A 20,316-nucleotide genomic window follows, 5' to 3' on the forward strand; every position below is an offset into this window, starting at 1 on the left:
GGGGGTCCCTCCGCCTGCTGCAGGCCCGCTGAGTTCGGCGCCTCCGGCATCCCACTGTTGAGCCAGCGTTGCTCCGGCCGCCTCTGCATAAGGCCACCGTCGAGCTGCTCGTTCCAGTGCGCCGGGAAGACACGACGACTTCCCGAGAGGGCATCCCATGCACAAGAACATCGAGCAGCTGCGCGAGGAGCTGCAGGACACCGTCAAGAAGGCGCAAGCCATCGCGGCCAAGGCAGAGGGGCGGGACTTCACCGCGGACGAAGCGTCCGAGGTGGCCGCGCTGCTGGAGACCGCGAAGGGCCTGAAGGCCGACATCGAGAAGCTGAAGGCCGGCGACACGATGCGGCAGGCTCTGGCCGCGCTCGGCGAGGGCGTCACGCCCGGCACGGCGGGCAAGGCCGCGTCCATGCACCCGCGGGTGAAGGCATCGGGCGGCAGCAACTGGGCTGACACGATGCTCGAGCAGCTCGGCGGCGCCCAGGGCTACAAGGGCATCTTCGCGTCGGGCACGATCCCCGTCTCGGTGCCGCTGGACCCGGAGCCGGTCCGCCTGGACGTCCCGGTGCTGTCCGTCCGCCAGCTGATGCCGAACGTGCAGAACACGACCGGCCGCTTCGCCTACATGCGGCAGATCCTCCGCACGAACAACGCCGCGGTGGTCGCGCAGGGCGCGAAGAAGCCGACCTCGCAGTACCAGAACCAGCGGTTCGACGACCGAGTGCGGACGATCGCGCACCTGTCGGAGCCGATCGCCAAGCAGGATCTCGACGACGTCCCGCTGCTGCGGCAGTTCATCGACCAGGAGATGCGTCTCGGCCTCGACCTGGCCCTGGAAGACGAGATCATCAACGGTGACGGCACTGGTGAGCACTTCACCGGCCTGGCGAACGTGTCCGGCTCGCAGACGCAGGCATTCGCCACAGACGTCCTGGTCACCACCCGCAAGGCGGTCACGAAGCTGGAGCGGTACGGCTACATGGCCACGGCCGCGTTCCTGATGACGCCGGAGGACTGGGAAGCGATCGAGCTTCTGGCGGACAACGAGAACCGCTTCTACTACGGCGGCCCGCAGACGACCGTCGACCGCTCAGCGCGCCGCCTGTGGGGTGCCCCTGTGGTCGTCTCGGACGCGGTGCCGATCGGTACGGCCTATCTGGCGGACTTCCAGCAGATGAAGCTGCAGGTGCGTCAGGACGGCGTCCTGGACTGGTCGGAGAACGTGTACGACCCGAACGCGCTGGGTGCCGGCTCGGGCGCGACGGACTTCGAGCGGAACATGCTCCGCTTCCGTTTCGAGGGCCGGTTCGGTCTGGAGATCCTCCGCCCGTCCTCGATCGTCGAGATCGACCTGACCGCAGCGTAAGGGGTACGGCATGCCCACAGTGGGCTATGCCACTCTCCAGATTGTCCCCTCAATCCGAGGCATCTCGGATGAGATTCGCCGCCAGCTTGTAGGCCCTGCGGCCTCGGCTGGCGGCGACGCTGGGGATGCTGCGGGCGGTGGCTTCAAGGACAAGCTGAAGGCGGGCGTTGCCGCGGCCGGCGTCGCGGCGGGCGCCCTGCTCGTCAAGGGCCTGAAGGACGCGATCGGGCAGGCGAACGTCACCAAGACGCTGCAGGCGCAGCTGGGGGCGACGGGGCCGGAGGCCGCGAAGCTCGGCAAGGTCGCGGGCAAGCTGTACAGCTCTGGGGTGTCGGGCTCGTTCCAGGATGCTGCGGACACCATCAAGAGCGTCGTGCAGGCTGGCCTGGCGCCGCCGGGGGCGACGAACAAGCAGCTTCAGTCCATCGCTACGAAGGCCTCTGACGTCGCGAACATCTTCGGGCAGGACATGCCCGCGGTGACGAACGCTGCCGCGCAGGCGATCCGTACTGGCCTGGCGAAGAACTCTTCCGAGGCGTTCGACCTCATCACCCGCGGCTTCCAGACGGGCGCGGACAAGGGTGGCGACTTCCTCGACACGATCAACGAGTACGGCACCCAGTTCAGGAAGGCCGGCTTGGACGGCACCACCGCGATCGGTCTGATCAATCAGGCGATCAAGGCGGGCGCCCGGGACTCCGACGTCGCTGCCGACGCCATCAAGGAGTTCTCGATCCGGGCCGTGGACGGGTCGAAGACGACTCAGCAGGGCTTCAAGCTGCTGGGTCTGAACGCGACGGACATGGCCGCGAAGTTCGGCAAGGGCGGCAAGTCCGCCACGGCGGCCCTCGACACCACCCTGGACCGGCTCCGCGGCATCAAGGACCCCGTGAAGCAGGCGCAGGCGGCCACAGCCCTGTTCGGCACGCAAGCGGAAGACTTGGGCAAGGCCCTGTTCGCCATGGATCCGTCGAAGGCGGCGAAGGGGCTCGGCCAGGTCGGCGGGGCCGCGGACAAGGCCGGCAAGACGATCCGCTCCGGGCCGTCGCAGGCCATCACCGTGTTCACTCGCACCCTGCAGCAGGATCTGGTGAACGTGGTGGGCACCTACCTGATCCCGGCCCTGACCACGATGGCGGGCGTGGCCAAGTCGGCGTTCGGCTGGCTGAAGGACAACCAGGCGTGGGTGCTGCCCCTGGCGACGGGTCTGGGCGTCCTCGCGGCGAGCATCGGCGTGTACGTGGGCGCGACGAAGGTGGCAGCTCTGGTCACCCGCGGCTGGGCGGCTGCACAGGGCCTGTTCAACACCATCATGGCGGCGAACCCCATCGGTCTGATCATCGTGGGCCTGGTCGCCCTGGGCGCCGCCCTGGTGGTCGCCTACAACAAGTCGGCTACCTTCCGGGCGATCGTGCAGGCTGCGTTCTCGGGCATCAAGACCGTGGCCCTGGCCGTGTACAACTGGTTCGCTGGGCCGTTCGTCAGCTTCTTCACGACGACGATCCCCAACGCCTTCCACACGGTGCTGGCCTGGGTGTCCACCAACTGGCCGTGGATCCTCGGCGCCTTGACCGGCCCGATCGGGCTGGCCGTGGTGTGGATCGTCAAGCACTGGGATCAGGTGCGGGCCGGGTTCTCCGCCGTCTGGTCGGCGATCAAATCGACCGTGCTGTACCCGATCCGTGATTTTTTCACGGTCACAATTCCCGGCTGGGCATCGTCCATGAAGAACCGGGTCGTCGCTTTCTGGCAGGCGGAGCTGACCGGCCTGCAGAACATCTGGGGCAAGATAAAGTCGTGGGTGATCTACCCGATCCGGGACTTTTTCACCAAAACGATCCCCGGTTGGGGAGACACGTTGCGGCGGCGGATGGTCGGCGCTTTTGACGCGGCCCGCAGCGGCATCAAAACCGCCTGGGACAAGATCAAGGAGATTGCCCGGGTTCCCGTCGCTTTCATCGTGAATACGGTGTATAACTCGGGAATTCGGAAAGTCTGGAATCTTGTAACCGACGCATTCGGCGGAAAACATTTGGACCCGCTGAAATTCGCCACGGGCGGTGTCCTTCCAGGATATACGCCGGGCCGGGACGTGCACCTGGCGGCGCTGTCCGGTGGCGAGGCCATCATGCGCCCGGAGTGGACCCGCGCCGTCGGCCCCGGATACGTGAACCAGATGAACGCCGCAGCCCGCTCCGGCGGTATCAGCGGCGTACAGAAGGCCCTCGGCCTGCCCGGCTTCAAGAGCGGCGGCATCTTCGGCGGTATCGGCAGCGCCCTCTCCGGCGCCTGGGACAAGATCAAGAAGGGTGCTTCGTGGCTGAAGGACACCTTCGGCGGGGCCATCAAAGCCGGCGTAAGCCACGTGGTGAACCCGCTGATCAACGCGATCCCGGGCGGCAACGTCGGCTTCGTCGGGATCCTGAAGTCGGCCGTGCGCGGCCTCGTCGACAGGCTCATCGGAGCCGGTAAGAAGGGCGATGAGCTGGCCACCCCCGCTTTCGGCGGGAAGATTCCGACCGGACAGCACCTGGCCGTCATCAACGCCGCCCTGCGCGCCGCAGGGATACCGCCGCCCGGAACGCTCGGGCAGTGGCAGGCCGGGCTCAACACCCTGATCACTAGGGAGTCGGGCTGGAACCCGAAGGCCATCAACCGCTGGGACTCCAACGCGAAGGCGGGCCACCCCAGCCAGGGCCTGGCGCAGACGATCCCCGGCACGTTCAACGCCTACGTGCCAAGATCCCTGCGGAGCAGGGGAATCCTTGATCCCGTAGCGAACGTCGCGGCTGCCGCACGCTACATAGTTGCCCGCTACGGCAACATCACTCGAGTCCAGCAGGCCAACCCAAACCGCCCGCCCGCCGGCTACGACTCGGGCGGTTGGCTGCAGCCTGGTGTGACGGCCGCGGTGAACAAGACCGGCGAGCCGGAGGCGGTTCTGACCGCAAGCCAGTGGCGGGCAATCCAGGGGGCTGCCGCTGTCGGCACTGCTGCAGCCTCCGGACCGTCGACGCAATACATCATCAACGCCCGGACGGCCGATTTCACGGTCGCCGACCTGCAGCGCGTCCAGCGGGTGCAGGAGGCTCGCGCAAGAGTGGGGAGGCCGCACTAGGGAGGGAACGCAAAAAGGGGCGCCCACAGGCCCGTTTCCGGGTCTCTGGGCGCCCCTTCGGCGCTGCCTCCCTCACCTCCCTCAGCGAACGTTTGTGCAGGTCACGCCGAGGGAGGCACGTCGGGGAGGCGGGTAGGGAGAACTCCCTCAGATCTCAGCGTCTCCCTCCTCGTCGACGTCCTCCGCCAGGCGCTCGAGGATGGCGTCCTGGACGCGGTCGCGGGCCACCACGGACTTGCCTCCGGACTTGTACTGCTCGGCGCCGTAGGGCTCCAGAGCCTTCTTCAGGTCCGCCGGCCCCCAGCTGCGGTAGGCGTCCGGGTTGTGCTCAGCGAGCCGGTGCAGCACCTCCTGGGTGAGGACACGCGGCTCGTCGCCGAGGACCGCGGCGACGTCGGCGAGCGGGTCGGCCGGCTGGAACGTCGGCTCCGTCGCGTGCTCGACACCGTCCCGCAGGCCCATCGCCCGCTCGACGACCGGCGTCACCTCGTCGATGCCCTTCTCGGGGTTCCGCTCGACGTAGTACGCGCGGATCACCTCGAACGGCTTGTTGGTGAAGCCGACGGTCACGGCCGTACCGACGTCGACGCTCGGGATCAGCTCGGTCGCCCGGACGCCGGCCTTGTACCGGCCCGAGCCGAGCAGGCCATCGTTGGCGACCTGGTCGCCGACCGCGAACGCCACCCGGTGCGACGTGTTGCGGGTGACGTCCCGCGGAAGGCTGTCCGCCGTCGGAGAGACGGTGGTCCAGATCAAGGTGATGCCCACCTTCCGGGCCTTCTTCATCACACGGATGGCCAGCTCAGCGGCCTCTTTGCCGTAGTCCTTGTCCATGAACAGCTCGTGGCATTCGTCGAAGACGACTACCCGGGGCCGCATCCGCGCGTCCTTCAACGCCAGCTCCCGCGTCAGCTTCGGCGAGTCGCCGCCCAGCTCCTCCAGCAGCTTGCCCCGCTCGGTCACCTCGTTCGTGAGGCTCCGAAGCCGGTCCAGGGCCGCCTTCAGCTGCTCCTTGTCGTCGCCCTTCACCAGGGTTCGCAGTCGCGGCTTCAGCGGGTCGTAGTCCACGTTCGTGGCCATCACGTACACCTCGGCCTCGACGAGCGGGTCCAGGATCGCGCCGAGCAGCAGCGAGACGACGATGGACGTCTTACCCGAGCCCATGATGCCGCCGACGATCCAGTTGGACGCCATCAGCTTGCCGATGACCTGGTCACCGCGCTGGGACACGGCGACGGGCACGCCGCGGAAGTAGTCCGTGGTGCCCTCCTTCAGCAGCGGCCACGGCGCCACCTTCCCGGACAGGGAGCCCTGGTCAGCAACCCACAGGTCGAGGACGCCCGGCTCGTTGGGCGGCTCCGTCGGCCACACCTCGACCGGCTTGCGCAGCAGGTTGTGCGCCAGGACCGGCTTCTTGCCGTTGACCATCTCGACGGTGACACCCAGCGGCAGCTGCAGCTTCGTGTGCCAGCCGTTCCCGGACCGCGTGGTCGGCTGCACCCAACGGGGCTGCCATCCCTCCTTGATGGCCTTGTTCAGCGGGGCGATGCCCAGAGCGCCCAGCGCCCGCAGGATCGCGCCCTCGTCGGGCACGGCGTCCTGCGGCAGCTCGTCGACGGGAAGCGCCCAGACCGGGGCGGTGTGCTGGTGCCGGCCGACCGCCCACACGGCGGCCAGGGCCAGCCACGGCAGCGCCGTCAGCAGCGGACCCCAGACGACACCTGCGATGAACGCAGCCCAGCTCACCAGCTGCAGCATCGCGTTGAGCGGGGTGAGGACCTGGTGCACGTCGTGGTTCGCCCAAGCCAGCAGGACACCGAGCATCAGCAGCAGGCCCGTACTGGCGACCGTGGCCGTGAACAGCGCCTTCGGTGCGTGCAAGGCCATCTGCAGCAGCTCCATCCGGCGCCGCTGCCGGGCCTCACGGAACGTGTGTGCCCGCTGCTCCCACTCGCGGACAAGCTCCTCGTTCCCGCCGGCCTCCGCGATCCGCATCATCCGCTCGTGCCGGGCCGCCGTCCGCCCGTCCCACGCCCGTCGGGCCAGGATCCGGGTGCCGCCCCACACGTAGGCGCCGTGCCGCACGGTGAACCGGTACACCGGGTTCGTGCGGGTCTCGACGACGACCCGCCGCAGCGAGTCGATCCGCACCCGACGGCGGGGCCGCGAACCGTGTTCGCGCTGCTCGACGGCCTGTTCGGTCTTCGGTTCGGGGGCGAACTTCAGCAGGCCCACCTTCGGCTTGGCGTGCCCGTTTACCCGCTCGGGGACAGTGTCGGTCATGCTGGTGGTTCCTTCTCTCTACGGAGGGACAGGGAGGCCCGGGGACGGCCGCTGCTTGGCGGTTGGGGCCGTCCCCGGGGCGTAGCTAGCGGTAGCGGCGCAACTCGCGCTCGAGGCGGCGGGCGGCCTGCTCGTGCTGCTGCATCTCGCGGCGGGCCTTCGCCCGGTCCTGGCCGCGGCTCGTGCGCATCGCCGCCTTCGCCGTCGCGGCGCCGGTACGGGCCTGCTCCAGGCGGGTCTGCAGGGCCTTCACCTCGCGGGCGCCGCGGTCGGCGGCCCGCTGCTCGATCCGCTCCACCTCCCGCTTCACCCGCGGGCTGATGGTGTCGACGTTCCGGTCCCCGGCCATCGACTGCTTGGCGGCCTTGCCGACGAGCACGGCCAGGCGCAGCTTCTCTCCGGTGGTGTACGAGCTGGGCACGGGATCTCTCCTCACATGTAGCGGGTCAGACGGCGGGCCTCACGCCGCACCGTGGCCTCAACCGACTTGACGTTGGCGCCCGGCAGGCGGCGCAGGATCTCGTCGGCGGCCTGCTGGTTGGAGGCACCGGCCGCGACCTGCTGCCGCGCCAACTCGGCGATCGACAGCACCTCGGCGGCCGGTTCGCGAACCGTGTTCGCACTGCTCAGCGCCACCCGGGCGGGCGCCTGCTCGACCTCGTGTTCGGCCGTGTTCGCGTCCTGTTCGTCGAGCTCGCCGAGCGCCTTCTCAGCGGCCAGGATCTCCAGCCGGGCCCGCACCTCCGCCGCAGCGGCCTGCCGGCGAACCCCTGCGATGGCGATCTTCGCGTTGGCCTTGCTCATCTCCGCGGCCACCCACTGGCGGTCCTCCGGGGACAGCTCACGGTCGACGTGCTTGAAGACGGCCATCCACAGCGCCTTCGCGATGACGGACACCATCGCCCCGACCACGGCCAGAGCCACCGACCCGGCGAGCATGCCGTGCCAGAAGATGGCGGCCGCGGTGATGCCGACTAGCAGGAAACCCATCGTCCGGGCGAACTTCCGCTTGGACGGGTCGAAGCGGGCCATCCACTCCAGCAGCAGCACCGACAGCCAGGAGATGTCGAACAGCGCGGCGGCCGCGTAACCGGGGCCGCCCTGCAGCAGCTGGCCGATCGAGACGGTCGACCACACGATGGCGATGCCGGTGAGGGCCAGGACCAGGGTGGACACGGCCTTCATCGCCCGCCCGTCCCAGTCGGCCGGCAGGACCGGCACCTTCACCCGGTACGGCTGGGCGATCTGGTGCGTCACCCCGTCGACGGTGTGGTCGACGAGCCGCTTTCGGATCTCTTCCTTGAACTTCACTTCAGGCCTCCAGGGCGTGCTTCGGGGCGCACACGGCGCGCCAGTTCAGGTGCTCGGGGCAGGTGCGCCGCTCGGCGAGCGGCACGTTCCAGACGGCCTCCAGGTGCAGCTTCCGCAGCAGCTCGTCGGACACGTCGGCGGGGATACGGGGCAGAGTCGCGGTGGTCATTCGCTGATCTCCTTCGGGGCGGCAGCCCGCACCACGCGGTGCGAGCAGAGGCAGATGCCCTCCCGGTCGCGGCGGTCGACTGCTTCGACCAGAGCGGCCATCAGGGCAGGAACAGGGGGGAGGGGCCGGGCCGACCGGCACACCGCGCGCAGGGCGGCATGCTCGGTCGGCCGGCGCACCGGCCAGCGGGCGGTCACGTGATCTCGCCTCGCAGGCGGATCGCCTCGGTGGCCAGCACCTCGATGCGGGAGGCGGCCAGGCGCAGGCCCTCGGCGACACGACGGCCGTCCTCGGCCTCGAAGTCGTGTTCGACGTCGACGATCAGCGTGATGACGGGCACGATCTCGCGGAACGGCGCCCAGGACACGCAGGCGGTCAGCATCGGCAGCCAGCCGTGCGTCTCCGTGTCCGTGCCCGCCTTCACCCGCACCGAGTTGTGCGTGATGTCGTCGCGGTACACCGGGACGCCCATCTCGCGGCCGTGACCGATGCACCAGGCCGGCTCGACGACCTCCACCCGCCCGTAGTCGACGGTGTCGATGGCGATCGTGCGGGTCATGCGGCACGCTCCGCGGCGGCCTCGCGGTCCAGGACGCGGCAGGCGTGCGCCATCGCCCGCAGCTGCGCGAGCGTCTCCGCCGCCTGGTCGCAGAATCGCTCCAGGTCGTCGGGGGTCATGTAGCGGCCGACGGAGCTGTCGCCGTCCTCGGCGAAGATGAACGGGATGCGCTGCGCCGGGTTGCTGCTGTGCGGGTCCAGGCCCAGCCGGAAGAACGCCAGCAGCGCCGAGCCGTCGTGGTGCGGCATCTCCAGGTCGATCAGGTCGCCGGAGTGCCAGACGTCCTCGACGGCGATCTGACGCTCGTTGGCGTGGTCGATCGTGCAGAACAGCGGGCAGCTGATCCACACGGTGGCGGTGTTGCCCGGCTGGCCGATCTGCGTCGGCACCAGGCGGTAGCCCGGCTGCAGCGGCGACCGGTCGGCCGGCCCCGGCTGCGACGGGATGCGGGTGAGGGAAGCGGAAACGTGCTGGCTGATGGCATGATTCGCCATAGCGGTTCTCCTGTGTCAGCAGGTGATCCGTCAGGCCCTGCCTTCGTGTGTCAGCACGCAGGTAGGGCCGTTGACGTTCCGGGAGGCTCCCGGTGTCATGACACCCACCGTAGACCCTGGTGTCATGACACCGCAAGGGGCTACGCTCAGGCCATGCCGAACGTAGAGAAGACCCCGAGACAGACCATCAGGGTCGAGAAGGAGCTGTGGGACAAGGCCGGCGCCGTCGTAGGCCCCCGGCAGCGAGGCCAGTACATCCGGGACTTCCTGCGTTGGCTCACGCACGAGACAGACGAGCTGCCCCAGCGGCCCAACACGGACAGTGTCGATCCGCAGTCCGCAAACAGTCCGCAGGACGATCAATAACGTCTGTCACTACCAAACGCAGACCAACGCACAAAACGGCAGGTCAACGCGTTACGGCCCCTCCGCCGCAGATGGCAGAGGGGCCGTTGTAGTTCGAGCTGTACTTCGACGTGTGACAGGCCGCTGCCGCGAGGCAGAAATGTGAGGGCCGCCACCCGAAGACCTCTCCGGGTGGCGGCCCTCGGCCGTGCCGCGTGGGGCGCCGTCACAGCAGGCCGAACAGCCCGCCCAGGCCACCGATACCGCCGAGGCCTCCGATGCTGCCCAGCCCACCGAGGCCGCCGATGCCGCCCAGGCCGCCGAGGCCACCGATGCTGCCGAGGCCACCGAGGCCGCCGATGCCGTCGTAGAGGAAGCCGCCGTAGCCGCTGCCATAGCGGTCGTAGCCGCCGCCGCAGCCGCCGCCCCACGATCCGCCGCGACCGCAGTCACCGCCGCCATGGGTGGCGACCTGGGCCGGGGTGGCCGTCGTGGCGGACGAGGCCGCCGAGGCCGTACCCGCCGCACCGATCGCGGCGCCGCCGGCCAGGAGGACGCCGGCCGCGGACATCGCGAACAGCCGCCTGACGCGTTGTGCTCTCATGGGAGTACCTTCCTTCCACCCACCACGCGGGCGGGTTTCCGAGGCATGAGGCGGGTGGCCACGGCCGCAGCGCGAACCCTCCCATCGAGGCTAGACGCACACCGGTCGCGCAGCATCTTGAGCCGAAAGAGTGAAGGAACGGCGGACGGGTCACGGCCGCCGTACGGAGCCGGCCGTTCCGTGCCGCCGTGCAACCTTCCGGCGCTTCAGACGTCTCCTACAGACGGAAGACGATCCTTTGCCGACGGCCAGGAGTGAGGTAACGGGGATGACCGAACACGAGGATCTCGAGCGCGAGTTCGATCACCGATGGGCGAACGCCACCGAGCACAAGGAGCCCTCCGCCCGGGCCCGGATGCTGGCCGCCCGCTGGAAGGACAATCCCCCGGCCCCGGTCCCCTTCCGCGCCGACCCGGACCCGGCCGCCCCCCGCCGCTCCTCGTGGATATCGACGGCCGTGGTCCTCGGCTGCGTCGCCGCCCTGATCCTCCTGATCGGCTACGCCCGGACGCGCACCATGTTCTGAGCCGTCGTGGGCCGCGCGGTCGGTGCAGGGGTGGCATCCGACGGCCGAGGTGCCGCGCGGGGCGGCGGAGGTGGGCGAGCTGCTGGAGCGGGTCCGCGCCCTCTTCGGCGACCACGCTGAAGCGGCGCGCGTGGGCGGCCGGGCTCGACCGCTGACGCCGCGCTCGCACCGCCCGCGCACCCGCCGGCCCACAGGGTCCTTTGCCTCTGCTGGAGGCATTCGGAACCCCTTCATGGCGGGTCTCAGGTGCACACTGGATGGCGGGACGAGTGCCTGACTGCGGGGTGATGCAAGATGCAGAGCCGGTTCCGGAGCGACCGACGGCTGACCGTACGCATGGGGGTCACGCTGTTCCTGCTCGGGCTGCTGTACGTGGCGTTCGTCGCCGCGCTGATCGTGCTGCTGAAGTCCTGGGTGCTGGTCGTGGTGATCGCGGTGGCGGCGCTCGCCGCCCAGTACTGGTTCTCCGACCGGATCGCGCTGTTCGCGATGCACGGCCGGGTGGTGGAGCGGGAGGAGTTTCCCGAGCTGCACGCGGTCGTGGACAGGCTGTGCGCCATCGCCGACATGCCCAAGCCGGTGGTCGCCGTGTCCAACATGGACATGCCCAACGCGTTCGCCACGGGCCGCAATCCGGACAACGCGGTGGTGTGCGTGACGACCGGGCTGCTGCGGCGGCTGGAACCCGCCGAGCTGGAGGGCGTGCTGGCCCACGAGCTGTCGCACGTGGCGCACAAGGACGTCGCCGTGATCACGGTCGCGTCCTTCCTCGGCGTGGTCGCTGGACTTGTCGTGCGGTTCGCGTTCTACTCGGAGCTCTTCGGCGGGCGGGGCCGCAAGGACCAGAACACCCTGGCCGTGTTCGCCATGGTCATGGGCGTCTCCGCGGCCGTGTACGCGATCAGCTTCCTGCTGATCAGGGCGCTGTCCCGGTACCGGGAGCTGGCCGCGGACCGGGCGGCGGCCCTGCTGACCGGGCGGCCCTCCGCGCTGGCCTCCGCGCTCACCAAGGTCACGGGCGACATCGCCCGGATCCCGTCGGAGGACCTGCGCACCGCCCAGGCCTTCAACGCCTTCTACTTCACCCCGGCGCTGGGCTCCGAGCCCGGCATCTCCCGGTTCTTCTCCACCCACCCGAGCCTGGAGCAGCGGCTGGAGCAGCTGGGACGGATCTCCGCCGAGCTGGGCGAGGCCGCGACGCCGGGGAGGGCGGGCTGAGAATGGGGCTCCTGGACATCCTGCTCGGCCGTACGAAACCGGCTCCGCCGGACCTGGACCAGCTGTTCGGGCTGCCCTCGGCGGCGGTGACGCTGGAGGCCGCGGCGGGCCTGCGGCCGACCGGGCAGGGCGCGGTGTGCTTCGCCACGGTCGAGGGCGCGGCGTTCGAGCAGACGCACCGCGAGGTGCAGGCGCTGCTCGACGCGGACACCGACCGGACGGGACCGCCGGTGGAGCTGTCCAAGGACGCCTACGGCTACTCCTGGCTGCTCTCCCGCCGTGCCCCGGACCAGCTGCCGGAGCTCGTCAACGACCTGCACGCGGTGAACAGCGCGATGGAGGTCAACGGCTTCGGCCCCCAGCTGCTGTGCTCCCTGGTCGGCTTCGCCGACGGCGAGGCGGCCGACGGCACCGGCCGCCGTCTCGCGCTGGTCTACCTCTACAAACGGGGCACCTTCTACCCCTTCGCCCCACTGCCCGACCGTCCGCACCAGCGTGACAACGCCCTGGAGCTCCAGCTGAAGGCCACCCTCGCGAACGACCTGCGCGTCGAACAGGACCTGAGCCGCTGGTTCCCGGTGTGGGGCGCCCCGGGGCTGTGACCCTCCCTCGGTCGGTTGTCAGTGGGATCGGCGAGGATGCTGCCCGTACGAGCAGGACCAGAGCGGGACCACGGGTGGAGGGCGCATGGGACAACCGCATCGGTACGTCGGCGTCGAGGAGCGACGGGCCAGGCTGGCGCAGCGGCACCGGCTGGCCGCCGGAGCACGGGCGGCCGGTCCGGAGGAGGTCGCGGCGTCCCTGGTGGCACTGCACGGCACCGATCCGGCGACGGTGTACCTGGGGGTGGCCGCGCGCCTGGCCGACCCGGTGAAGACGGTACCGCGGACGGAGCGGGCACTGTACGAGGACCGCACGCTGGTGCGGATGCACGGCATGCGGCACACGGTCTTCGTGTTCCCGGCCGAGCTGACCGCCGTGGTGCACGCCTCGACCGGTGTCGCCGTCGCCGCCCGCGCCCGCTCGCAGCTGATCAAGGACATGGCGGCGGCGGGCGCGCCGGACGCGGCCTGGCTCAAGGAGGTCGAGGAGTCGACGCTGGCGGCCCTGGCCCGGCGCGGTCAGGCCACGGCGGCCGAGCTCGCCGAGGACGAGCCGCGGCTGCGGGAGCAGTTCGCCTACGCGCCGGGCAAGAGCTACGAAGGCGTGCACACGGTGTCGTCCCGGCTGCTGCGCCTGCTGGGGGTCGAGGGCAAGGTCGTACGCGGCCGGCCGCTCGGCTCCTGGACGTCCACGCAGTTCCGCTGGGCCCTCGCGCCCACGCATCCCGAGCTGGACGTCGCGGACGCCCAGACCGATCTGCTGCGCCGCTGGCTGGCGGCCTGCGGCCCGGCGACCGAGGCCGACCTGAAGTGGTGGACGGGCTGGCGGGTGACGGAGGTGCGGCGCGCGCTGGCGGCGATGGGCGCGCAGGAGGTGTCCCTCGACGAGGGCACGGGGTACGTGGTCGCCGGCGACACGGATCCGGTGGCGGCCCCGCGGGAACCGTGGGCGGCCCTGCTGCCCGCTCTCGACCCGACGGCGATGGGCTGGCAGCAGCGCGACTGGTATCTGGCACCGGAGTTGCGGCCCGCACTCTTCGACCGCAGCGGCAACGTCGGCCCCACGGTGTGGTGGAACGGCCAGGTGGTCGGCGCCTGGGCCCAGCGCCCCGACGGCGAGATCGCCTGGCGCCTGCTGGATCCGAGGAACGCGGGCCGGGAGGCGGAGACGGCCGTCACCGAGCAGGCCCGCCTCCTCCGGGATCTGCTCGGCCCGACCAGAGTGACGCCGCGTTTCCGCACACCGCTGGAGAAGGAGCTGGCGACGTAGGCGGGTTCGCCGGCCGGTCGGGGTGAGTGTCCGGGCCGGCCGGCGGCGGCTCAGCGGGAGTAGCGCATGAGGGCCCGCACCATGCGGCAGGTGGTGTCCGACGGCGGGTGCACGCCGATGAGTTCGGCCATGCTCCGTATCGTCTCGTCGCGCGCCTGACCCGGCAGGTGGACACCGGAGTCGAGCAGGGCGATGGCGAGCCGCATGGCCTTCAGACGGCGGTTGTGCGTGACGTACCACTCCCGCGGACGCCCGGCCGGCAACGGCCGCTTCTCCACGGGGGCGTACGGCAGGTCGAGCAGGACGGGACGCTTCGCGGTGGACTGGGTCGGCAACGGCTTCGGCTTCAGTGCGGCAGCGGGCACAGGCATCCTCCTGTCGCGTGGGGTGCTCCACCGGGGACCACGGCGACCCCGGCGACACCCTCGAACACTGCTTCTATTCTACTGCCGGCCACTGACAAAACCCCCTGGCCACAAGGCTGTCGAGGCTGGTGTGACGCAGGCGGAAGACGAGTTTTCGCGTACCGTGGCCCCATGGAGATCTGGATCAACCCGGCCTGTTCGAAGTGCCGCAGCGCGATCGGCCTGCTCGACGCCGAGGGCGCCGACTACACCGTCCGCCGCTATCTGGAGGACGTACCCACCGAGGACGAGATCCGGGCGGTGCTCGACCGGCTCGGGCTGGAGCCGTGGGACATCACCCGCACCCAGGAGGCCGACGCCAAGGAGCTCGGCCTGAGGGAGTGGCCGCGGGACGCCGGCGCGCGCGACCGCTGGATCGGTGCGCTGGCCACGCACCCGAAGCTGATCCAGCGTCCGATCATCACGGCCGACGACGGCACCGCGGTGGTGGCGCGGACGGAGGACGCGGTGCGCGACGCGCTCGGGCGCAAGAGCTGAGCCGCTTTCGGCTTCCTTCTGTTCCGGTCACCTTCCTTGTGACGCACGTTACTTCAACCGACTCCCGCAACTGCTGAGTAACCTCGTTCGGCATCTCGTACATAGCGGCGTACGCTCCCCTACCTCTTCAGGAGGCGCGCATGTCGCGCAGGAGAACTCTCAGTACGAAGAAGAAGGTCGCGCTGCTGGTCAGCGCCGCGGCGGTGGCGGGAGGCGGGGCCTTCGCGCTGGCGGCGACGTCCAACGCCGCACAGCCGCAGAGCCCGCGCACCCTGTCCGCCGGGGACTCGACCGTCTGCCAGGGGCTCGCCACCGCCCTCGGCAACAACCAGAAGTTCATCGACGGGCAGAAGGCCAATCCGGACGCCCAGTCCGAGGCCCGGATCGCCAACCGCCAGGCGGTCATCGAGGAGATCAAGCGCAAGCAGGCCGCGTCCGGCTGCACGGTTGGGGAGTCGGCTCAGGACTCCCAGACCGGAGAGCAGGCGCAGAACGGCCGGCAGGCGCAGAACGGGCAGCAGGGCGGCCAGCAGGCGGGCGGCGGCGAGCAGGCCTCGGGCGGCGGCGGACAGGCCGCGCAGCCCTCGCAGAGCGGTGCGGCGGGAAACTCCGGCGCCGGGGCCGCTGCCTCCGGGCAGCAGGTCTGCCAGGGTTCCACCGTCACGCTCTCCGGCGAGGGTGGTGCCCCGGCGGCCTCCAGCAACCAGTTCCCGGCGGGTACGACCCTGAAGGTCACCAACCTGGACAACAACAAGTCGACGACGGTGAAGGTCACCTCGGTGTCCGGTAGTTGCGTGCTGCTCAACAACGCCGCCTTCGAACAGGTCCGCGAGCCCGGCAAGTTCCTCATCCGGCACGCGCGGATCGAGAAGGTGGGATGACCGGGTCACCCCTCGTCCGGCCACCGGGTCACCGGACGAGCGGTTGAGCGGTTGAGCGGTTGAGCGGGTGACGCTCAGCCCGCCTCCAGGAAGCCGGTGAGGCGGCGGCCCAGCCCGGCCGGCGCGGCCTGCGGCAGCGCGTGGTGCGAGACGTCCGGCAGTACGTCGGTCTCCACGCGCGGCAGTGTCGCGCCCGCCCTGGCCGCCACCCGGTGGCTGTGGTGGGTCCTGCTGTTCCCGGCCAGGAGCAGCAGGACCGGCACCTCCAGGGCGCGCAGCGCCCCCGGTTCCGGGCGCGGGCCGGTCACCGGCCTGGTGGAGGGGAAGCCCGCGGCCGCCTGCTGGAGCCGGAGCCAGTCCGGGTCCAGTGACGCCGGGCCGGTCTCCCACTCCAGGAAGGCGCGGACGCGGCGCGGCGAGGGCCGCAGCAGCATGGGCAGCGCGTGCAGCAGGTACGCCGCCTCGAATCCGGCGAAGCACTGCGTCGGATCGAGGAGGAACAGGCGGCGGACCCGGCCGGGGGCGTGCAGCGCGTAGTGCAGGGCGATCCAGCCGCCGTAGGAGTGCCCGCCGAGATCCACCCGGCGGGCTCCGAGGTGGTCGAGGACCGCGTCGAGCCAGACCGCCAGGTCGGCGACCGTACGGGGGTGGCGGTCGCCGGCCGGGGCGCTCAGTCCGGGGGCACCGATCAGGTCGACGGCGTGCACCCGGCGGATGCGGGCGAGGTCCGCGGCCTGGGCGTACCAGGAGACGGAGGTCGCCCCGCCGCCGCCCGGCAGCAGGAGCAGCGGCGGTGCCTCGCGTGGGCCGCAGGAGGTGACGCGGGTGTCGCCGAAGGGCGTGGCGACCGTCAGCGCCTCGCGGTCCGCAGGCCATTTGGCCAGCACCTTGCCGTACGCGGCGCGGAAGGCGCCGCTGTCGAATCCGGCCACGGGACGACCCCCTATTATCTCGTCCAGCGAGATGTTCGCTGAACGAGACAATAGCGCGGGAGGTCCCCCCGTGGCACCGGAAGCACAGCCGGAGACGCAGCCGGAGATGGAGATCGTCCATCTCCTGCGCGCCGTCGCCGTCGAACTCGGCCTGCACAGCGCCCGGTTCGCCGGCCGCAACCGCATGCACGCTACGGACGTCCGCGCCCTGATCGCGCTCATGGACGCCCGGCGGGCGGGCGAGGAGATGACCGCCGGGCGGTTGGGGGCCGCGCTCGGACTCAACTCGGCCGGGACGACGGCGCTGCTCGACCGCCTGGAGGGGGCCGGCCACGTCCGCCGGGTCCGCGGCGCGGCCGACCGGCGCAAGGTCGTCGTCGAGGTGGAGGAAGGCGCCGTGGAACTGGGCCGGTCCTTCTTCGGACCGCTGATCGGGCGGTCGGTGGAGCTGCTGCGGGGCTACGACGACCATCAGCTGGCCGCGATCCGGGGCTTTCTCGGCGGGGTACGGCAGGCCGCGGCGGAGCAGTCCCCCGCTCGGTCCCCCAGCCCGTCCTCCGCCCCGCCCAGCCGGCGCTCACCAGGTGATACGTGACACAAGGGCCCCAGGTAACACGCGGTTCACACTCGGGCAACGGCCGGGAAATCGCCTGTTGACAGGCTGCGGGCAACAACGGCGGCGCTCCGGTGCCGCAGCGCCGCAGCACCCGCAAGTGCGCCCGAGTGACACCCCCGAAGGATGTGGCCCGTGAGCTTCAAGGCTGAGTACATCTGGATCGACGGCACCGCGCCGACGGCCAAGCTGCGTTCCAAGACCAAGGTCCTCAGCGACGAGGCCAAGGGCGGCGAGCTGCCGCTGTGGGGCTTCGACGGGTCCTCCACCAACCAGGCCGAGGGGCACTCCTCGGACCTCGTGCTCAAGCCGGTCTTCTCCTGCCCCGACCCGATCCGCGGCGGCGACGACATCCTCGTGATGTGCGAGGTCCTGAACATCGACCTCACCCCGCACGTCTCCAACACCCGCTCCGCGCTCGCCGAGGTGGCCGAGCGGTTCGCCGCACAGGAGCCGATCTTCGGCATCGAGCAGGAGTACACCTTCTTCAACGGCTCCCGCCCGCTGGGCTTCCCCGAGGGCGGCTTCCCGGCCCCGCAGGGCGGCTACTACTGCGGTGTCGGCGCCGACGAGATCTTCGGCCGCGAGATCGTCGAGAAGCACCTGGACAACTGCCTGAAGGCGGGCCTGGGCATCTCCGGCATCAACGCCGAGGTCATGCCGGGCCAGTGGGAGTTCCAGGTCGGCCCGCTGTCCCCGCTGGAGGTCGCCGACCAGCTGTGGGTGGCCCGCTGGCTGCTCTACCGCACCGCCGAGGACTTCGGTGTCTCCGCCACCCTCGACCCCAAGCCGGTCAAGGGCGACTGGAACGGCGCCGGCGCGCACACCAACTTCTCCACCAAGGCGATGCGCGAAGGCTACGACGCGATCATCACCGCGTGCGAGTCGCTCGGCGAGGGCTCCAAGCCGCTGGACCACGTCAAGAACTACGGCGCCGGCATCGACGACCGCCTCACCGGCCTGCACGAGACCGCCCCGTGGGACAAGTACTCCTACGGCGTCTCCGACCGCGGCGCCTCCGTCCGCATCCCCTGGCAGGTCGAGAAGGACGCCAAGGGCTACATCGAGGACCGCCGTCCGAACGCCAACGTCGACCCGTACGTCGTGACGCGCCTGCTGGTCGACACCTGCTGCACCGCGCTGGAGAAGGCCGGCCAGGTCTGATCCACCGGCACGGCTCGTGTGAGGGGGCGCCCACCGCTGAGGTGGGCGCCCCCTCAGTTGTCAGTGGCGGGTGGCACAGTGGGGGCATGGAGATCGACGGGGGCCTGGCCGTCACGGTCAGGACGGAGGACGACCGTGTCCGCACGCGCCTTTCGGCCGGCGAGTTGCGGGAGCTGGTGCTGCGGATCGGGGATGCCGGCGACCGTTTCCTGGTGCTGCAGCGCATACCGGACCTGCCGCATGTGTTCGCGCAGGTGTGGCACGAGGCGGGCGGGGACTGGCGGCTGGAACACCGGCGCGGCGCCGACGCGTTCTTCGGCGCGGAGCTCACGGACCCCGAGCGGGTGGCCCGGCTGCTGACCGGCTGGGCGCGGCAGGAGCCCGGCTGGGACGCGGACGTGGACTGGGAGCCCGTACAGCCGGGGCCGCGTGAGGAGGTTCCCCCGCTCGACCCGGACATCGCCGCGCGGGCCGAGGGCGGTGTACGGGAGATGCTCGCCGACGGCTGTCCGGGGATCCGCCGCCTTGTCGAGGAGACCGTCTACCTGATGGAGGACGCCGTCTCCTCCGCGCAGGCCAGGGAGATCGTCGAGCGGCTGTGGCTGGAGCGGGTCACCGAGCAGGAGAGCTGGGCCGGCCCCACCGACCCCGACCGCCTGGAGGAGGCCTTCGCCGCGCTGGAGCGGGCCGGCGTCGTCGCCCGGGAGGACTTCACCTGCTGCCGCGGCTGCGGCATGGCGGAGATCGGGGGCGAGGTGACGGACCCGGACAGGACCCGGGGTTTCGTGTTCTCCCACCACCAGTCCACCCGCGCCGCCGCCGAGGGACACGGCCTGACGCTGCACTACGGCGGGTTCGACGGCTCCGAGGAGACCACGGCGGCCGTCGGACGCGAGGTCGTCACGGCCCTGGAAGCGGCGGGACTGTCCACGGACTGGGACGGCGATCCGGGCCGGGCCATCACCGTCACGCCCCTGACCTGGCGCAAACGCCTGACCGGCTGAGCGGTGCCGGGCCGACTCGGTGTCAGAAGGCGTCCAGCCACTGAGAGACGGGTCCTGTCCGTGCGCGGTGTCTGCTTCAATGGAGCCATGGCCGGCATCCAGAAGCACACCGCGACAGGCCGCCATGACCTCGAGCCCTTCTGGCCTTCCCGTCAGCACCACGACTTCGACCGGGTGTGTCGCCGCGCGCTGAACGCGCGGGCCCTCTGAAGCCGTACACCCGGCCTTCGGCCAGCGCGAAACGACGTACGTCCCTCGGCGCGCCCGACCACGAACTCGCGGCCGCCGTCCCGCCCGACGAACTCCTCGCGCGAAAAGAGCTGACCTCTCATGGCGACCACTCGCTCCCTCTCCTCCGCTTCTCGCTCCCTCTCCCCCGCCTCCCCGCTCACCACCCCCACCCGGCACCGGCTGCGCGCCGTCGACCGTGACGAGGTGGCCGCCCTAGTGCCGCCCGGCAGCACCTGGCTGCCCGCCCCGCAGGACACCCTGCCCACCCTGCCCGGCCGGCCGCCGATGGTCGGCTACCTGGTGCTGGTCCCGGCGGACCAGCGGCCACCCTTCCCGCCGGTCGCGGTGCCGGAACCGACGGAGGCGGACCCGGAGGCCTCCCCGGAGGCGGACGCCGAGCCGCTGGTGCGGATCGACACCGTGCGGCGCACCGCCGGAGTCGCGGGCCGGCAACTCGACCTCACCTACCTGGAGTTCGAGCTGCTCGCCCACCTGGTCGCGCACCCGCACCGGGTGCACACCCGCGACCAGCTGGTCACCACCGTCTGGGGCTACGGCCATGTGGGCGACGGCCGCACCGTGGACGTCCACATCGCCCGGCTCCGCCGCAAGCTGGGCGCCGAGCACCGCGGGACGATCCAGACGGTGCGCCGGGTCGGCTACAAGTACGCCCCTCCGGGGACCCGCTGACACGGCCTCTGCTGACGGCAGATCCGCGTTCCCTTCC

At 70.8% G+C, this 20,316-nt stretch carries 23 protein-coding genes; 14 read left to right on the top strand and 9 right to left on the bottom strand.

What is annotated here, in order from left to right; all coding sequences use genetic code 11:
* The first annotated feature begins 157 nt into the window (after positions 1-157).
* Positions 158-1,363 carry a phage major capsid protein gene (locus tag R2S09_RS09935; protein ID WP_316740451.1) on the top strand — a complete coding sequence of 402 codons (1,206 nt, stop codon included), beginning with the start codon at positions 158-160 and terminating at the stop codon, positions 1,361-1,363.
* A gap of 10 nt (positions 1,364-1,373) precedes the next feature.
* Positions 1,374-4,481, top strand: coding sequence for a phage tail tape measure protein (locus R2S09_RS09940; RefSeq protein ID WP_316740452.1), 3,108 nt, complete (start codon positions 1,374-1,376; stop codon positions 4,479-4,481).
* A gap of 147 nt (positions 4,482-4,628) precedes the next feature.
* Here R2S09_RS09940 and R2S09_RS09945 read toward each other — a convergent pair whose 3' ends face one another.
* From R2S09_RS09945 to R2S09_RS09970, 6 genes are all read right to left on the bottom strand, one after another.
* On the bottom strand, positions 4,629-6,764 hold the full coding sequence (locus tag R2S09_RS09945) for a zonular occludens toxin domain-containing protein (RefSeq protein WP_316740453.1): 2,136 nt from the start codon (positions 6,762-6,764) through the stop codon (positions 4,629-4,631).
* Positions 6,765-6,849: 85 nt separating this feature from the next.
* Complete coding sequence (locus R2S09_RS09950) at positions 6,850-7,185, bottom strand: DUF6257 family protein (protein ID WP_316740454.1); 336 nt, start codon at positions 7,183-7,185, stop codon at positions 6,850-6,852.
* An 11-nt stretch (positions 7,186-7,196) separates the two neighbouring features.
* A complete protein-coding gene (locus R2S09_RS09955) occupies positions 7,197-8,075 on the bottom strand; it encodes a hypothetical protein (protein WP_316740455.1) in 879 nt (292 codons plus the stop codon).
* A 1-nt stretch (position 8,076) separates the two neighbouring features.
* Positions 8,077-8,244 carry a hypothetical protein gene (locus R2S09_RS09960; RefSeq protein WP_316740456.1) on the bottom strand — a complete coding sequence of 56 codons (168 nt, stop codon included), beginning with the start codon at positions 8,242-8,244 and terminating at the stop codon, positions 8,077-8,079.
* A 193-nt stretch (positions 8,245-8,437) separates the two neighbouring features.
* On the bottom strand, positions 8,438-8,803 hold the full coding sequence (locus tag R2S09_RS09965; protein WP_316740457.1) for a DUF6907 domain-containing protein: 366 nt from the start codon (positions 8,801-8,803) through the stop codon (positions 8,438-8,440).
* A complete protein-coding gene (locus tag R2S09_RS09970; RefSeq protein WP_316740458.1) occupies positions 8,800-9,297 on the bottom strand; it encodes a DUF6907 domain-containing protein in 498 nt (165 codons plus the stop codon). The genes R2S09_RS09965 and R2S09_RS09970 overlap by 4 nt, the downstream gene beginning before the upstream one ends.
* A gap of 153 nt (positions 9,298-9,450) precedes the next feature.
* Here R2S09_RS09970 and R2S09_RS09975 point away from each other — a divergent pair, with 153 nt between their 5' ends.
* Positions 9,451-9,663 carry a hypothetical protein gene (locus R2S09_RS09975; RefSeq protein WP_316740459.1) on the top strand — a complete coding sequence of 71 codons (213 nt, stop codon included), beginning with the start codon at positions 9,451-9,453 and terminating at the stop codon, positions 9,661-9,663.
* 205 nt (positions 9,664-9,868) lie between these two features.
* Here the strand turns inward: R2S09_RS09975 and R2S09_RS09980 are convergent, their stop codons facing one another.
* Positions 9,869-10,246 (bottom strand): hypothetical protein, encoded by a 378-nt coding sequence (locus tag R2S09_RS09980; RefSeq protein ID WP_306189218.1) that lies wholly within the window; start codon positions 10,244-10,246, stop codon positions 9,869-9,871.
* 268 nt (positions 10,247-10,514) lie between these two features.
* On the opposite strand from R2S09_RS09980, the gene R2S09_RS09985 reads away from it, so the two are divergent.
* The 4 genes from R2S09_RS09985 to R2S09_RS10000 all read left to right on the top strand — a co-directional run bounded on the left by R2S09_RS09985 (position 10,515) and on the right by R2S09_RS10000 (position 13,862).
* Complete coding sequence (locus R2S09_RS09985; protein ID WP_316740460.1) at positions 10,515-10,772, top strand: hypothetical protein; 258 nt, start codon at positions 10,515-10,517, stop codon at positions 10,770-10,772.
* A 294-nt stretch (positions 10,773-11,066) separates the two neighbouring features.
* Positions 11,067-11,990, top strand: coding sequence for a zinc metalloprotease HtpX (gene htpX / locus R2S09_RS09990; RefSeq protein WP_306189220.1), 924 nt, complete (start codon positions 11,067-11,069; stop codon positions 11,988-11,990).
* Between the two features lie 2 nt (positions 11,991-11,992).
* A complete protein-coding gene (locus R2S09_RS09995) occupies positions 11,993-12,592 on the top strand; it encodes a PspA-associated protein PspAB (RefSeq protein ID WP_306189221.1) in 600 nt (199 codons plus the stop codon).
* 85 nt (positions 12,593-12,677) lie between these two features.
* Positions 12,678-13,862, top strand: a complete 1,185-nt coding sequence (locus R2S09_RS10000; protein WP_316740461.1) for a winged helix DNA-binding domain-containing protein — start codon at positions 12,678-12,680, stop codon at positions 13,860-13,862.
* Between the two features lie 50 nt (positions 13,863-13,912).
* Here the strand turns inward: R2S09_RS10000 and R2S09_RS10005 are convergent, their stop codons facing one another.
* Complete coding sequence (locus R2S09_RS10005; protein WP_306189223.1) at positions 13,913-14,227, bottom strand: hypothetical protein; 315 nt, start codon at positions 14,225-14,227, stop codon at positions 13,913-13,915.
* 171 nt (positions 14,228-14,398) lie between these two features.
* Here R2S09_RS10005 and R2S09_RS10010 point away from each other — a divergent pair, with 171 nt between their 5' ends.
* Together R2S09_RS10010 and R2S09_RS10015 are read left to right on the top strand one after the other, a co-directional pair.
* Positions 14,399-14,764, top strand: coding sequence for an arsenate reductase family protein (locus tag R2S09_RS10010; protein WP_316740462.1), 366 nt, complete (start codon positions 14,399-14,401; stop codon positions 14,762-14,764).
* A 140-nt stretch (positions 14,765-14,904) separates the two neighbouring features.
* Positions 14,905-15,645 carry a hypothetical protein gene (locus tag R2S09_RS10015; protein WP_316740463.1) on the top strand — a complete coding sequence of 247 codons (741 nt, stop codon included), beginning with the start codon at positions 14,905-14,907 and terminating at the stop codon, positions 15,643-15,645.
* Between the two features lie 74 nt (positions 15,646-15,719).
* Here the strand turns inward: R2S09_RS10015 and R2S09_RS10020 are convergent, their stop codons facing one another.
* Entirely contained in the window at positions 15,720-16,577 is an 858-nt protein-coding gene (locus R2S09_RS10020) for an alpha/beta fold hydrolase (protein WP_306189226.1), read from the bottom strand.
* Positions 16,578-16,683: 106 nt separating this feature from the next.
* Here R2S09_RS10020 and R2S09_RS10025 point away from each other — a divergent pair, with 106 nt between their 5' ends.
* The 5 genes from R2S09_RS10025 to R2S09_RS10045 all read left to right on the top strand — a co-directional run bounded on the left by R2S09_RS10025 (position 16,684) and on the right by R2S09_RS10045 (position 20,279).
* Positions 16,684-17,172 (top strand): helix-turn-helix domain-containing protein, encoded by a 489-nt coding sequence (locus tag R2S09_RS10025; RefSeq protein ID WP_306189334.1) that lies wholly within the window; start codon positions 16,684-16,686, stop codon positions 17,170-17,172.
* Between the two features lie 153 nt (positions 17,173-17,325).
* Entirely contained in the window at positions 17,326-18,354 is a 1,029-nt protein-coding gene (gene glnII / locus R2S09_RS10030; protein ID WP_306189227.1) for a glutamine synthetase, read from the top strand.
* A gap of 86 nt (positions 18,355-18,440) precedes the next feature.
* The gene (locus R2S09_RS10035) at positions 18,441-19,358 is read left to right on the top strand and encodes a DUF6891 domain-containing protein (RefSeq protein WP_316740464.1); all 918 of its coding nucleotides are present in this window, start codon (positions 18,441-18,443) and stop codon (positions 19,356-19,358) included.
* An 87-nt stretch (positions 19,359-19,445) separates the two neighbouring features.
* Positions 19,446-19,568: a hypothetical protein gene (locus R2S09_RS10040; protein WP_316740465.1), complete on the top strand. Its 123-nt coding sequence runs from the start codon at positions 19,446-19,448 to the stop codon at positions 19,566-19,568.
* 120 nt (positions 19,569-19,688) lie between these two features.
* Entirely contained in the window at positions 19,689-20,279 is a 591-nt protein-coding gene (locus tag R2S09_RS10045; protein WP_316740466.1) for a winged helix-turn-helix domain-containing protein, read from the top strand.
* Positions 20,280-20,316 lie beyond the last annotated feature (37 nt).

The sequence above is a fragment of the Streptomyces sp. MK7 genome (assembly GCF_032658145.1).
GTDB lineage: Bacteria > Actinomycetota > Actinomycetes > Streptomycetales > Streptomycetaceae > Streptomyces > Streptomyces spiralis.

What these genes read in the sequence shown, in the direction of transcription:
- R2S09_RS10015 (WP_316740463.1), top strand. Translation starts at nt 14,905, where the DNA reads ATGTCGCGCAGGAGAACTCTCAGTACGAAGAAGAAGGTCGCGCTGCTG.
- R2S09_RS09965 (WP_316740457.1), bottom strand. Translation starts at nt 8,803, where the DNA reads ATGACCCGCACGATCGCCATCGACACCGTCGACTACGGGCGGGTGGAG.
- R2S09_RS10040 (WP_316740465.1), top strand. Translation starts at nt 19,446, where the DNA reads ATGGCCGGCATCCAGAAGCACACCGCGACAGGCCGCCATGACCTCGAG.
- R2S09_RS09960 (WP_316740456.1), bottom strand. Translation starts at nt 8,244, where the DNA reads ATGACCACCGCGACTCTGCCCCGTATCCCCGCCGACGTGTCCGACGAG.
- R2S09_RS09995 (WP_306189221.1), top strand. Translation starts at nt 11,993, where the DNA reads ATGGGGCTCCTGGACATCCTGCTCGGCCGTACGAAACCGGCTCCGCCG.
- R2S09_RS09980 (WP_306189218.1), bottom strand. Translation starts at nt 10,246, where the DNA reads ATGAGAGCACAACGCGTCAGGCGGCTGTTCGCGATGTCCGCGGCCGGC.
- R2S09_RS09940 (WP_316740452.1), top strand. Translation starts at nt 1,374, where the DNA reads ATGCCCACAGTGGGCTATGCCACTCTCCAGATTGTCCCCTCAATCCGA.
- htpX (WP_306189220.1), top strand. Translation starts at nt 11,067, where the DNA reads ATGCAGAGCCGGTTCCGGAGCGACCGACGGCTGACCGTACGCATGGGG.
- R2S09_RS09970 (WP_316740458.1), bottom strand. Translation starts at nt 9,297, where the DNA reads ATGGCGAATCATGCCATCAGCCAGCACGTTTCCGCTTCCCTCACCCGC.
- R2S09_RS10010 (WP_316740462.1), top strand. Translation starts at nt 14,399, where the DNA reads ATGGAGATCTGGATCAACCCGGCCTGTTCGAAGTGCCGCAGCGCGATC.
- R2S09_RS09985 (WP_316740460.1), top strand. Translation starts at nt 10,515, where the DNA reads ATGACCGAACACGAGGATCTCGAGCGCGAGTTCGATCACCGATGGGCG.
- R2S09_RS10035 (WP_316740464.1), top strand. Translation starts at nt 18,441, where the DNA reads ATGGAGATCGACGGGGGCCTGGCCGTCACGGTCAGGACGGAGGACGAC.
- R2S09_RS09945 (WP_316740453.1), bottom strand. Translation starts at nt 6,764, where the DNA reads ATGACCGACACTGTCCCCGAGCGGGTAAACGGGCACGCCAAGCCGAAG.
- R2S09_RS09975 (WP_316740459.1), top strand. Translation starts at nt 9,451, where the DNA reads ATGCCGAACGTAGAGAAGACCCCGAGACAGACCATCAGGGTCGAGAAG.
- R2S09_RS10025 (WP_306189334.1), top strand. Translation starts at nt 16,684, where the DNA reads ATGGAGATCGTCCATCTCCTGCGCGCCGTCGCCGTCGAACTCGGCCTG.
- R2S09_RS10045 (WP_316740466.1), top strand. Translation starts at nt 19,689, where the DNA reads ATGGCGACCACTCGCTCCCTCTCCTCCGCTTCTCGCTCCCTCTCCCCC.
- R2S09_RS09935 (WP_316740451.1), top strand. Translation starts at nt 158, where the DNA reads ATGCACAAGAACATCGAGCAGCTGCGCGAGGAGCTGCAGGACACCGTC.
- R2S09_RS10000 (WP_316740461.1), top strand. Translation starts at nt 12,678, where the DNA reads ATGGGACAACCGCATCGGTACGTCGGCGTCGAGGAGCGACGGGCCAGG.